Annotated in this window: 14 protein-coding genes and 3 tRNA genes; 15 read left to right on the forward strand and 2 right to left on the reverse strand. The window is 36.4% G+C overall.

Going from position 1 to position 13,053, the window contains the following annotated elements:
- Positions 1 to 77: 77 nt before the first annotated feature.
- Complete coding sequence (locus tag VTHSUH11_RS00230; protein WP_105092224.1) at positions 78 to 695, reverse strand: DUF2939 domain-containing protein; 618 nt, start codon at positions 693 to 695, stop codon at positions 78 to 80.
- 147 nt (positions 696 to 842) lie between these two features.
- Here VTHSUH11_RS00230 and VTHSUH11_RS00235 point away from each other — a divergent pair, with 147 nt between their 5' ends.
- The 10 genes from VTHSUH11_RS00235 (at position 843) to VTHSUH11_RS00285 (ending at position 7,416) form a co-directional block, all read left to right on the forward strand.
- Positions 843 to 2,066: an inverse autotransporter beta domain-containing protein gene (locus VTHSUH11_RS00235; protein WP_105092225.1), complete on the forward strand. Its 1,224-nt coding sequence runs from the start codon at positions 843 to 845 to the stop codon at positions 2,064 to 2,066.
- A gap of 299 nt (positions 2,067 to 2,365) precedes the next feature.
- A tRNA-Asp gene (locus VTHSUH11_RS00240) sits at positions 2,366 to 2,441 on the forward strand.
- A 20-nt stretch (positions 2,442 to 2,461) separates the two neighbouring features.
- Positions 2,462 to 2,537: transfer RNA gene (locus tag VTHSUH11_RS00245), tRNA-Phe, on the forward strand.
- A gap of 14 nt (positions 2,538 to 2,551) precedes the next feature.
- A tRNA-Leu gene (locus tag VTHSUH11_RS00250) sits at positions 2,552 to 2,637 on the forward strand.
- A gap of 71 nt (positions 2,638 to 2,708) precedes the next feature.
- On the forward strand, positions 2,709 to 4,142 hold the full coding sequence (locus VTHSUH11_RS00255; RefSeq protein ID WP_105092226.1) for a hypothetical protein: 1,434 nt from the start codon (positions 2,709 to 2,711) through the stop codon (positions 4,140 to 4,142).
- A gap of 487 nt (positions 4,143 to 4,629) precedes the next feature.
- The gene (locus tag VTHSUH11_RS00265; protein ID WP_146104604.1) at positions 4,630 to 5,496 is read left to right on the forward strand and encodes a YadA C-terminal domain-containing protein; all 867 of its coding nucleotides are present in this window, start codon (positions 4,630 to 4,632) and stop codon (positions 5,494 to 5,496) included.
- A 67-nt stretch (positions 5,497 to 5,563) separates the two neighbouring features.
- Complete coding sequence (gene relB / locus VTHSUH11_RS00270; protein ID WP_016475958.1) at positions 5,564 to 5,785, forward strand: type II toxin-antitoxin system RelB family antitoxin; 222 nt, start codon at positions 5,564 to 5,566, stop codon at positions 5,783 to 5,785.
- Complete coding sequence (locus VTHSUH11_RS00275) at positions 5,775 to 6,041, forward strand: type II toxin-antitoxin system RelE family toxin (protein ID WP_038124768.1); 267 nt, start codon at positions 5,775 to 5,777, stop codon at positions 6,039 to 6,041. Before relB ends, VTHSUH11_RS00275 begins: the two co-directional genes overlap by 11 nt.
- 11 nt (positions 6,042 to 6,052) lie before the next feature.
- Complete coding sequence (locus VTHSUH11_RS00280) at positions 6,053 to 6,265, forward strand: hypothetical protein (RefSeq protein WP_059361576.1); 213 nt, start codon at positions 6,053 to 6,055, stop codon at positions 6,263 to 6,265.
- A gap of 299 nt (positions 6,266 to 6,564) precedes the next feature.
- Positions 6,565 to 7,416, forward strand: a complete 852-nt coding sequence (locus tag VTHSUH11_RS00285; protein ID WP_244899951.1) for a hypothetical protein — start codon at positions 6,565 to 6,567, stop codon at positions 7,414 to 7,416.
- Positions 7,417 to 7,498: 82 nt separating this feature from the next.
- On the opposite strand, the gene VTHSUH11_RS00290 is transcribed toward VTHSUH11_RS00285, so the two are convergent.
- Positions 7,499 to 8,290: a carbon-nitrogen family hydrolase gene (locus VTHSUH11_RS00290; RefSeq protein ID WP_105092228.1), complete on the reverse strand. Its 792-nt coding sequence runs from the start codon at positions 8,288 to 8,290 to the stop codon at positions 7,499 to 7,501.
- Positions 8,291 to 8,464: 174 nt separating this feature from the next.
- Between VTHSUH11_RS00290 and VTHSUH11_RS00295 the strand changes: the two genes are divergently transcribed.
- The 5 genes from VTHSUH11_RS00295 (at position 8,465) to VTHSUH11_RS00315 (ending at position 12,887) form a co-directional block, all read left to right on the forward strand.
- Complete coding sequence (locus VTHSUH11_RS00295) at positions 8,465 to 9,271, forward strand: polysaccharide deacetylase family protein (protein WP_105092229.1); 807 nt, start codon at positions 8,465 to 8,467, stop codon at positions 9,269 to 9,271.
- A gap of 11 nt (positions 9,272 to 9,282) precedes the next feature.
- A complete protein-coding gene (locus VTHSUH11_RS00300; RefSeq protein WP_059361580.1) occupies positions 9,283 to 10,221 on the forward strand; it encodes a phosphodiester glycosidase family protein in 939 nt (312 codons plus the stop codon).
- Between the two features lie 8 nt (positions 10,222 to 10,229).
- Positions 10,230 to 11,183 (forward strand): hypothetical protein, encoded by a 954-nt coding sequence (locus tag VTHSUH11_RS00305; RefSeq protein WP_105092230.1) that lies wholly within the window; start codon positions 10,230 to 10,232, stop codon positions 11,181 to 11,183.
- A 181-nt stretch (positions 11,184 to 11,364) separates the two neighbouring features.
- The gene (locus tag VTHSUH11_RS00310) at positions 11,365 to 12,528 is read left to right on the forward strand and encodes a glycosyltransferase family 9 protein (protein ID WP_059361582.1); all 1,164 of its coding nucleotides are present in this window, start codon (positions 11,365 to 11,367) and stop codon (positions 12,526 to 12,528) included.
- Between the two features lie 41 nt (positions 12,529 to 12,569).
- Positions 12,570 to 12,887, forward strand: a complete 318-nt coding sequence (locus VTHSUH11_RS00315) for a hypothetical protein (RefSeq protein ID WP_059361583.1) — start codon at positions 12,570 to 12,572, stop codon at positions 12,885 to 12,887.
- The last annotated feature ends 166 nt before the right edge of the window (positions 12,888 to 13,053 follow it).

Here is a 13,053-nt window from a genome sequence, read left to right on the forward strand (position 1 = left end):
GGGCGTAGACAGACCCGGCCGGTGGAGAGTTTTGCTATCATCTACCTCTACAAACGTATTTGTTACGAAAGAGGTCTTTATTTTCTTGTGATTTTATAGAGTGCTTCGATATCTGGGATATCATAGATGGCCCAAGTTCCGTCACCGATGTGCTTCATAAGTACTCGGATGGGAGCTGTTTGGTTTGTTTTTGTATTGTGAATCGTTACGGTTACTGTGGCGGTATCGCCATCATCTTCAGAGGTAATGTTTTTGATTTCCAAATGGCGTTGTTTAAATAATTCACCTCGTTGGATGCGGTCTACCATAGAGAACGTATTGGATGTGTCTTCGCTTTCAGCATCTGAATCACTACTATTTTGCGATTTGAAACTATCTGGATCCTCTACATATTTACGAATTACATCATCAAGAAGGGCTGGACCGAATGTTTTTGTTGCTGCCACAGCGGCTTTGCCTAATGGTGAAGATGTATCCACATAGGTGTTACCCTCGCGGGTAACGATATTTTTAACCAATGATGTTGTATCGATGTGCTCCAATACCGTATCCGCATCTTTGTTTTCCACTGCTTCACGGATAGTTTGGAACGTATAGACTGGTGTATGAGGAATATACCATAAGAAATACCACATAGCGCTCAGTGCAGCTATGATGGCAATAATAATTGCTATTGTTAATGTTTTTGATTTCATACTATTGCTCCGATGTATATAATACATATATTTTAACACATAAATTTCTCCTTCTCTATAGTTGTCAGCGCTTTAGATTATAGGTATAATAAAATATACTCATTTTATATTCATTATTAAAATGAATGTGTAAGAGAGGAGTTAGAAATGAAAGACAAATTAATACTAAAAGCTCTGGTTTGCAGTGCTTTTATGTGCAGTCTAAGTGTGGGAACGATGGCTGCAGATGTGAGCACCGATGTAAAAGCTGGGGATACTGAACAAAGTAGCTGGATGGACCGTACGGATATCGGTATTGGGTTACAAGGTACTCAGAAAGATTCTTATCATGATTATGCAATGCCTAATAAACAAATGACTGATAATAATCTAAGCTATGATACACGATTCCATTATCATAATCATAATTCTAAGCAGAAAATGAACGCAAAGTATTTTATAGAAACATTGCAACCTATAAAGAAATATGGCAAAAATGTCAAATCTATGGTGTTTGTACAAGGGCGCTTAGATGGTAATGGTGGCGAAAAAGTTTCCACTACTACATATTGGAATGGTTCGGATTCAGATTTTGGAAGAATTGACGGTCAAGGTACCTATATTGATAAAGGTGAAGTAGTAGAACATGATACACTTGGTGTTGTCGGTACTGCTGGTATTGGCTATCGCCGTCTTAGTACACATGAGCATGCCTACGTCGGTGCCAATGTATTCTATGACTATGCTTTTAAGGATAAATTTTCTCGTGTTAGTGCAGGATTAGAATATGTAGCTGGTCTAAATACGATTAGTGTCAATGTATACCATGGACTATCAGAGAAAAAGGTGGGGCCTTATGACATTAACACACCTTTGCGTCAAGTACCACGGGCAATAATTTTCCATGATAGCTTTAGTACACCACCTGATGGTATTCATAGAACACCTCGATATTCTTATGAACATGTATTGGATGGCTTTGATATACGGTATACACGAGATTATAAGAATGCCCGTTGGCTATCTAGTTATGTGGAAGGATATCATTGGAAAACAAAAGCGCCAGGAGAACATCCAGAAGATATGTTCTATATTGACCAACATAAGTGGCAATCCATACATGGGCTAAAGGTAGGCGCTAAAATGAATGTGACGCCTCATATCTCTGTAGACTTAGGAATTGGTAAAAGCAATATTAGTTCTGTAGAACCGTATGTATCTGTTATGTATACTTTAGGTAAGTCTAGATATGCGTACTTTGGTGGTAAACATAGTGAAAATGTGATGACTTCGGCACGTTCTAAGATGTTTGATAAGGTTAAACGCAGTGATATGAAGGTTGAGTATTATTGGGAACAAGACTTGCGTGACGGTCCTTGGGATCATTTATAATTAGTATCATATCTGTAGGAATACTATATAATAATTAATTTAATATAGTTATATTTGAATTGGCACTTAAAGTTCCCTTGTAGAATTTTAGGTGCCAATTTTATTTCTGTAATTTTGGGATATAATCTGGAGTATATTGAAGTATACTGAATATAAATGGCTATTATATACGATTTTTGATGTATAATTCTTATTTCTATATATTTTGGAGAGATTCATCAAAAAATTAGAAAAAAGTACTTGCATTATATTAGTGGCTCATGTTAATATATACGAGTAGTCAACGAGAGTTGATACGCGGCCCCGTGGTGTAGCGGTTAACATGTCGCCCTGTCACGGCGAAGATCGTCAGTTCAAATCTGATCGGGGTCGCCATTTTTTTTTACAAAAAACATGCCTCGGTAGCTCAGTCGGTAGAGCAACGGACTGAAAATCCGTGTGTCGACAGTTCGATTCTGTCCTGAGGCACCATTTTTGTATTCCACGCGGTTGTGGTGGAATGGCAGACACGCCATCTTGAGGGGGTGGTGAGCGTACGCTCGTGAGGGTTCAAGTCCCTCCAACCGCACCAAATATAAGGACCTACAGTGAACTGTAGGTCCTTCTTTTATATCTGTATGAGCAGAGTTTTATGGGAGAGATATGATTAAAAAAAGTATTGCCTTATGCATGCTTTCACTAGCATTGTCTTGTCAATCTAGTTTGGCTGTATCAGTAGAAAATCAAAGTCAGACGTCAAGTATTACAATCAAAAGTAATATAAAATCTGAAGATTCTTTAAAGTCAGAGTTTGTTGAAGTTATTCCTGGTGCTTTTAAAAGAGTCGGGACGGGCAATTCAAAAACACCAAGAAAGCTTTCAGCAGAAGAAATTGAGTTATTGAAAGCACAAAGTCAGAAACGAGCTAAACAACGATTATTAGAACTACAAAAGTCAGATATGAAGGTGGAGTATCAAATTTTTGATCTCCTTTATAATGATCGGGATGAAAAGGCACTCAAACAAATTACGCGCTATAATACGTTAGAAACAAATAAGCAAGGCTATGGATATGGCAGTAGAGATAAACCATTACGTATCGTAAGTCCTTATATGAGAAAAAATGGACACGGGGAAATTAAATTAACGAATCCAGTTAATATTCCATCCTACAGAACGCGTGCAGATAAGAATAAAGCAAGTGATAAAGAATTCAAAGCCTTTCTAGAAAAGAATAAAGGGAAATCCTATGATCTGTATACGGCTAGAACTAAAGAGGAGATAAAAGAATCAATAGAGGCATTTTTTAAGCCCATAGAGTTAATTGAGTATCCTGTTAATAATCCTAAGGATTATAAGCTAGTTGCTACGATTTCAGGGTTTCCTAAACAAATACCTAGCTTTGCAAAGAATATTCATCTACATAGTAATCCCCCATTCTTACAAGGCGGTTCATATGTACAACTGGCTTTTGGTGGTACACCAGATCAATTGAAGCCTTACATTGAGGAGGCACGGATTGATTCTAAAGTTGTCATTTCGAAATCTGATCTATCCAATGTATATGTAAAAAACTATGTTGATTCAAATATGGAATATGCAGATACTTTGAAAACCTTAATGCCTACATCGATAGTTATTGTAGAAAATACAACAGTACCTATGGGCAAATATGTACAAAATCAAGTGGATAATCCTATTGAGAAATCTGTTGATGAAATGTATGCATTACAGAATCAAGTGTTGGCTGAATTTAATAAGATTAAGATTGATGGTGAGGATAGCGACGCTAAGTATAAACGTTATGTAGAAACGCGCAAGAGAGTAGAGGCTGAGCGAGATACATTAAAACCTAAACCGACGGATACGGTAGGTTTAGGTAAGAAGAAATATCCTATTTATACAGAGTTGGAGAATCGAAAACTACAGAAACAATATTTACATAGATTGTCTTTTAATGAAGACTCGGTAGAAATACCTGATGATTATGTAATATATTTATTTGATTTTGGTGGTAATTGGAATCATCCATATGCGTTGGGCGCAGCGGTGAGCCCTGAGAAAAATTATATTATTTATTTTTGTCAACGCGGTTAATTGTAGATTTAATATTGTAATTAGCTGATTTAATCTTTTTATAAATGACAATTATTAAACTAAAAATAAATTATTGACATAAATTATTTTAAAATATAAAATAATTGTAGACATACTGGCGTGTCATAAAGGGACTTAGAGAACCTAGCCAGATTTAATATGATATAGTTCGAGAGATCTATATACAACTAAAGACATGTTGCTGAGAGAGACGAGAGACTAGTAACATGTCTTTTTTGTATGCTTAAAAAGGTTTATCATACAACTAGTTATAAAAATTACTTCATGAATCATTTAGCTAATTGATAAATATAATTAAAAATAAATAAAATATTGACATTAGAATTATAAATAGATATATTGATGGTGATATTCATTTTCATAAATAGAGATAGAGAAAATGATATAACAACTATAGTGTGAGAGCTTTAGGAGGGAACTTTCAAATGAATAAGGTCTATCGAGTTATTTTTAATGTCAAAAAAGGTTGCTATACTGTTGTAAAGGTCGTGCAGCTACAGAAGAACAATTAAGTGCTGTACGTAAAGAAATGAAGAATAGCGGTACAGTTGTTAATCAACAAATTACGAATATCGACAATCGTGTTAATACGGTAGAAAGTAAAATTAATACTGTTCAATCTCAAGTGTCCACGTTAACGGAACGAGCAGACAAAACTGATGCACGAATTCAAACTGTAGAACAATCTGTACAATCCGTAGATTCCAAGGTGACAAAGGTTGATGCTTGTGTTACGAATGTTGAAACAAAGATAAGCACAATTGATACAAATGTTTCAAATCTTGGTAAAGAGGTAAAAGTAAATACAGAAATATTAACGTCACATACAACTGCTGCAAATAATCGTTTTGCTAGTATTGAAAGTAATATCAATACACTAGATCAACGTGTTGGCTCTGTAGAAACAGGTATATCCTCTGTTAACCAACGAGTGTCTAATCTTGATAGTCGCATTAATAAGGTTGGTGCAGGTGCAGCCGCACTAGCTGCTTTGCATCCTGTTAGTGGAGATGGTACTAAATTCGGTGTGGCTGCTGGTGTTGGTATCTATAATGGTCAAAAGGCAGTGGCAATAGGCGGTTCTTATAACCCTAATGACATGACCACAATTAGTGTTGGTGGCGCTGTAGGAAATGGCGAAAATATGATTAACGCTGGAGTATCCGTTAAAGTGGGAGCGGGTAATGCTATGAGTAAGGCACAAATGAATAGTCAAATTAGAACCTTACAAGCAGAAAATAATGCATTAAAAGCTAAGGATGCTACACAAGACACTCAATTACAAGAACTTCATGCAGAAATTGCTGCATTAAAAGCAAGCATGACAAAATAATATAATTATAATTATAGACAGGCACCTCCTTGTGTATTACAATGTAATACACAAGGAGGTGCTTTGTATGTCAAATATTTCTGTGAGACTTAATGAACAAGAAGAAACACTGTTTAAAACGTATGCGGAATTTATGGATGAAACCTTGTCAACACTATTTAAAAAAGCGTTACTAGAAAAAATCGAAAATGACTTTGATCTTAGAGTGGGTCAAGAAGCTTTGAAAGAATATAAACAGGATCCTGTTACATATTCTGTAGCAGAAATGCGTGCAAAGTATGGTTTATAAGCTAGAGTTTAGTAAACGGTTTGACCGACAATTTTCAAAGTTGGATAAGTCAACACAACGTTATATTTTTAATTGGTTGATAAAACATTTGGATAATGTAGAAAATCCACGATATTCTGGTAAATCGTTAACTGGTAATAAACAAGGATTGTGGCGGTATAGAATTGGCAACTATAGAGTTATTGTTGACATTAGTGATACGAATTGTGTGATTATAGCGGTAGAAGTAGGTCATCGAAAATTTATTTATAAGTAGAGGTCATATTAATGAAATACTTACGTCGTGAATTAAATCAAGTAGAAAAAGAATATTTAAAACAATTTGGCGAAGGCTCTTTAAACCGTGTTATTCTCCACGATCCAGATACAAAGGATAAACAAGAAGTCCAAGATACCATTGATATCCTAAAAGAAGCTATGGCAAAAAATAAACCTCTAGAACAAGTTCCAGAGGAAATGTGGAAGATTATTGAGTTATAGAGTATTTGCGTGGTTGTATGACATGTATACCAACCATTTTATATAGTTTAGCTGAGAGAGATTTGAATGAAGTTAAAAAGAATTGCACTAGTTGTGACCGTATTATCTGCTAGTATAGGGATAGCAAATGCCGAGCAGATATCTAACCCACCTGTATCAATACCATTGAGTACAAAGACTACTCAACTTGATAGAACACAACCTTTAGAGGTTATGCCCTATATGGAAAGTAAAGTTACAGGTGAAACAGAACTATCTTATGCTGTTATGTCCGTTGCTAAAAAACATATAATGAACAAATGTTGCAACATCGAGATGCAGAATTACGTATGCATGCTCATATTGAGGAACATAATAGAAAAATAAGAGGTGTGCCGCAACGAGACCTTATTAAAAATCCTTATACACAAGAGGAAATTGAAAAACAAATTGTGGATGCTATTAATTTTAGAGAAAGTATTAAGTATCCTATTAATGACAAGGAATATTACAATCATATAGATGTAGATAAAGTGAATGATTTGTCAGGTTTTCCAAAGAAAATACCATCATTTGCTAAGCAGGTTGATATTCATTTAAAACCTCCTAAGGCAATTGAAGATGGTCGTTACATTCAAGTTTCTTTCACAGGCAAACCATCAGAACTAAAGCCTTATATTCAAGATGCAGAAAATCATGCTAAGTTTATTATTACTAAGGGGCAGGCTGAACGTGTTTCTATTAAACCTTACGAAGATGTTAAGACGAATTATAGAAAATACGTATCTACTATATTGCCAGAAGAATGGATTGAAGTAACCAATACATTCAATAATATGTATCAATATAAGCTGGCGCTAAGTAATGAAAATATTAAGCGACAAGTTAATCGTGAACTCTCTAACCAAAAGAACAATCAAATGGGTTTTGACTTAGAGCAAGATGCTAGCCAATTAAGTTCTGATAAAGTGTTGTCTAATGATGAAAATAAGGCTTTACAGAAAAAATATTTGGGTTACTATTCGTATAAAGAGGTAAAGAGACCATTTAACGCAGAGTACACATTCTACATCTTTAAATTTGATTATTTATATAATATGTTTACCGTTGCCGGTATGGCCGTTAATCCGGAACAAACTAGAGTAATTTATTTCCTCCATACAGTACAATAAAACAAAACAAAACTAAAGGCACATCGTTAAATGAATGCTTTTCCTAATATAAGGAGAAATTCAATAACAATGTGCCTTTATATTATAGGTTGTAGAGTTCTGGTTTACGATCTCTAAAGATATTGATTTTGTTACGGATATCTTCGACTACAGCGAGGTCGATGTCTATGGAAGCAATGCCTTCCTTAGTATCCATCTCTAGTAGATTTGTACCCCATGGATCATAAACGGCAGAGTGGCCAGTGCTTTGAACGCGACCGACCGTGCCGCACCCATTTACAGCACAAAGGAATAACTGATTCTCGATAGCGCGTACTTCGTTTAATACTTGCCAATGGCGTAAACGCATAGTCGGCCATTGGGCAGGTACGAATAGAAGTTCGGTGCCAGGTAATGCAGCCATTCTCACGAGTTCTGGGAATCGGATGTCGTAGCAGATGACGGTGCTGCATGGAATGCCATCTAACTCAAAATGCGTAGTATGTGTGCCGCCTGCGAAGTATTGGTCTTCTTTGGCTGGACTAAAACCATGCATCTTGGAGTATTCGCCAACTAGTTCGCCGTTGCGATTATATGTATAGGACGTATTGAACACAACATCATTTTTAGCAACAGCTACGGAACCGCCTACAATATTTACATTATGCTCTTTTGCAAATGTACTTAATAACGATTTAGTTCGTTCTCCGTTCTTATCGGAAATATTGATTAACTCTCTTGAAGGATAAAACCCTGTATTCCATGTCTCTGGCAAAATGATAATATCTGGATTTTCAGAAAGAGATTGGGAGAGTAATTCTTGAACACGATTGTAATTATATTCAACGTCATTAACATGGACGTCCATTTGAATAAGAGTAAGGCGTTTTTTCATGGTAAATCCTTTGTCTATATGTATAGTACTGTTAAAAATATATTTTACAATTAGAATATTAAATCATTCTGGCCTGGATTACAATAAGGCGTAAATAATTTACTGGTTTTTACTATTTTTCATAGAAATGATATAATATATCGTATAAAATTGTGTCTATATAAAGGGGGACCTATGAAACGATTTTCATTGGTAATGCTTTTCACAATTGTAATTGCTACAATGCTAGCAGGATGTGGATTGCTTTCACAGCAAACAACTGAAACTAAAACTAAAACGCCGCCTGTGAAAGAGGTAACAATGGTACAACCGTCTGGGATTCCAGTACTCATGTATCACAAAATTGGTGATGATAAAGATAATGATGCAGTTATTCGTGAAGATTTGTTTAGAGAGCAAATGAAATTCCTCAAGGATAACGGGTATAACCCATTGACGATGGATCAATTATACGATTATGTAGTTAATGGCGCTGCGGTACCTGAAAAGCCTGTAGTGTTAACCTTTGATGATGGGTATGCAGATACCTATTCTATCGTATATCCTTTGATGAAAGAGTATGGTTTTGCTGCTACTGTATTTGTTAATCCGGGCGATGTAGGAACGCGACTTACATGGGAGCAATTGAAAGAGATGAAAGAAAATGGTATGACCATTTCTAATCATGGGTTCCAGCATATCGAAATGGGACAGCTTTCAAAAGCGGAGCAAATGGAAAATATTAAAAGGGCTCAACAAGCTCTAGCTGATAAGCTTGGTATTACAGATAATCCTTGGTTCTGCTATCCTTATGGCGACAAAAACAAGGATACCGATGCGGCAACAAAAGAGAGCGGCATAAAAATGGCAATGGCTATGAAATCTGGTTGGGCGCATAAAGGCGATAATCCGTATAATATTTTGCGCGTCTGGATTGGCAATGCTGTAGATATTAAGCATTTTGAAGAGCGAATTAGCACTGAACATTTCAGTGATTTATAAGGAGATAGACATTGTTTAAAAAGAATTGGGTAAAGTTCATCCTCATGGTGTTCTTGTTTACCGCAGTCACATCACCAGTAGTGGTATTGTTTGGTCCATTTAATAATGTAAAACGTGCCGTTATTGGTGCTATATTGCAATCTCGTCACCCTCACTACATAACTTGGTTATTTAGTACTGATGAATTGCAAGCAATCCTTGGTTCCGTGGGCGTTGTAAAAAGCCAAGACTTATTCAAATTTAATGCTCGTGAAGACAAGGACTTAAAATTAGAAAAAATTGAGTCATCTCGTTATGTCGGCTATGTGCTTGAAATTCCTGATCCACGTCGCATTCAAGTAGCAACGGCAGCCAATATTCAAGAAAAAGGTGATACTACAAGTAATATCGCTAAAATGAATGGTGCTGTAGCGGCTATTAATGGCGGTGGGTTCCACGATCCAAATGGTACGGGTACAGGTCGTTTACCATATGGCTTTATTCTTCATGATGGAGAATATATCATCGGTAAAGATGTAGGCCCATCTGAGGCTGTTGACTTTATTGGGTTCTCAAAATCTGGCAACCTAATTGCTGGCAATTATGACAAAGCAGAACTAGCTGATATGAAAGCTATGGAAGGTATTACCTTTGGTCCTCCGCTTATCGTAGATGGTAAGAAAATGATTACTGATGGCGATGGCGGTTGGGGCGTAGGCCCTCGTACGGCTATTGGTCAACGCAAGGATGGTACTGTGTTATTTGTAGTTATCGATGGTCGTCAACCGGGCTATTCTATCGGTGCTACATTGCGTGATGTACAAGATGTATTATATGAAAAGGGCGCATACATTGCCGCTAACCTCGATGGTGGCTCTAGCTCTACCTTGTATTTAAATGGCAAAGTTGTTAATAAACCAGCCGATTTGTTAGGGGAACGGATGATTCCTACGGCGTTTATCGTGAAATAGGAGGGACAATGAAACCTTTTACGCGTGTACTGAGCGCCTTTGCAGTAGGTATTTTACTGCAAGGAGGGGTGTATCTGTACCTTGATCAATATATGTTTGCACCCACTACTGAATTTAATGTGTCTGGTGCATCTAAGGATGACACAAAAAACTTCCCTAATGTAAAAGAGGGCCGTAAATACGTATCCTATGATCATCAATTTATGGCTGTTGTAACTGATGACAGTCTACGGATTTATAAGGCTGGTGAAAGTAAACCTACAACGGTTAACTTAAAAGGCCGCTCCATTAGTTACTTTGACTGGATGCCAGACCGTAACTATGCAATTATGGGGCTTTATACGGATAATAAAGTCGTTATGGCTCGACTCAATGCAGATGATCCTGAACATGAAGTCGATACAGAACTAGAAGATGTGCCAAAAGGCAGTCGTATTGTTGATGCGGCATATTCCGAAGCAACTAATGTGGTATACATGAAGGTAAAGGTTCGTGAAGGTGCATACCGCATTTATCGAACTGATGCAAACTACGATACTCGTCGCGTTTACATGCAAGCTACAGACATTGGCCGCATAGCCGTATTCTACGATGAAGATAATTTCTTCTATGACAATGCTAAAACAGGTGATATATTCATGTTTAACGGCATTGAAGGTGGCTGGCGTGTAATCAATCCACCAGGACGCTATAGATTGATTGGTGTAGATACTAGCAAAACAATCTATATTGGTCGTGTTGATGAAGATAACAATGTAATCACTGTATATACTGGTAAATTAGGTGTAGGTTTCAAACCAGTTTATAAGTATAATAATCCAACTACATTGTCTGAGGTGACAATGAGTACTGTGAAAGAAATTATTACTAATGGTAGTGATGATACGACAAAGGTAACAGAAGATAATGAAAAATCTTCATCCTCTGATTCATCAACTAACTCAAAAAAGAAAAAGAATTAACATAAAGCCTTTATAATCTTAGGTTATAAAGGCTTTATTTATAAAATATTTTTGGTTTTATGCTATATAATTAAACTTAAATTCATATCTGTTTTGTTAGATAGCAGTAAATAATAACAGAAATGTATTGATGCTGAATAGTTAGTAGAATATAAACGCTATGTGAGAAAGGCGGTTGTTTGTGAATATACTATTTGTACGGCTTAGTTATATAGGTGATATACTACATGCCACAGCCGCTGCGCGGTGGATAAAGCAACGGTATCCTAATGCAATATTACATTGGATTGTTACACCGAGTATGGCTGAGTTATTAGAACATAATCCATATGTAGACCATATTATCCCCTGGGAACGGGATGTGTATGAGGCTCATTCCAAAAAATTGCACCTACGTACCATGTGGAATATGTGGTGGGATTTAAGAAAACAGCTACAACCATATCAGTTTGATATTGCTGTTGATATACAAGGTCGCCTTATTACAGGCCTTGTATTACTAGCAACAGGTGCTCCTATACGCTTAGGTTTGGGTGGAACGAAAGAGTTGAACTGGCTGTTTACAAACTATAAATCAAAAGATAGATCCAAGCATGTTATTGAGCAATATCTTGAAGTGGCCCAGCTATTACCGATGGCAATACAGCAATCTAGTCTTAAAGATAGAGGTACAGTTGAAACCTCTAATCAGGATCTTTTGGCTAATGATGCGTCTGAGACGACTAGATCTGATGAAAGTTTTGATGATATAAATCAAATGGATCTCTTTGTGACGGATGAGGAACAGCAACAGGCGCAATCTGAAATCGCACATGCTTTCACAGATAAAGAGAGACCGACTATAGGGATTGTTCTTGGTTCGTCTTGGCAAACTAAATCTTGGCCTAGTGAAAAGTGGCAGCAATTAATTGAATCCATGTCATATAGGAGTAATTTTATTTGCTTTGGTGGACCAAAGGAAGAAAAGGATTTTACTAGTCTCATGCAGTATGTAGAAAAAGAGGAATTACCTGTTTATAATAAATTAGGTAAAACAACACTTCGTGAAATGGCCGCCCTTTTGCAGGCCTGTGATGTGGTTGTTTCTTGCGATACTGGTGCGTTACATATGGCGATTGCTTTAAATCGACCTGTTGTGGCTCTATTTGGCCCTACAAATCCCGCTGAATGGGGACCCTTAACTGGACTTTATAGAGTGATACAAAATCATGATATGGATTGCTTAGGATGTCGTAAGAGAAAATGTCCTAAGGGCAAAGCCTATTGTATGTCAGGCATTGATCCAATATGGGTGAAAGAAAATATTATTGAACTATTAGATGTAGTATCTAGTGAGGTTCGGTAATAATAATTATAGCTTTTTAGTAAGAGAAATAGGTGATTATAATGGCAAAATTTAAGATTCAAAAAGGTTTGTCTGATGCGGAAATGATGAAGCAATGGGGGGGAGAGGATAATTTTGAAGAAACGATGATGGAGGCCGAACGTAATGCAGCTAAGCCTGTAATTCATCAAAGTCCTCAACAAAGTCAAGATGCTTTCTACCGTGAGTTCTTAACAGAAAAGGTAGAAACTTTAATTGGGAAAATGCTATTAGACATCAAGATGGAGTACTTTAAAGAAGGGGAAGGCGCTTTTTCTATTCAAGTAAAACGAAATGGCAAAAATATAGTTCTTGAAACAGCTCCGAAAAAAGTGAAATAAAACGCTTATACAAAGAATGTAAAATGTATAATTATGAAGTTTATAACCTACTGAACTCTTATCATAAAAATTGATAACTGCATTTACTAATCAAGATAATTCGTTATACTACATCAAGAAATACTGATATAGTCTAGACCATAAACAAAAATTATATCGAAATTTT

Source organism: Veillonella tobetsuensis (assembly GCF_002959935.1).
Taxonomy (GTDB): Bacteria; Bacillota; Negativicutes; order Veillonellales; family Veillonellaceae; genus Veillonella; species Veillonella tobetsuensis.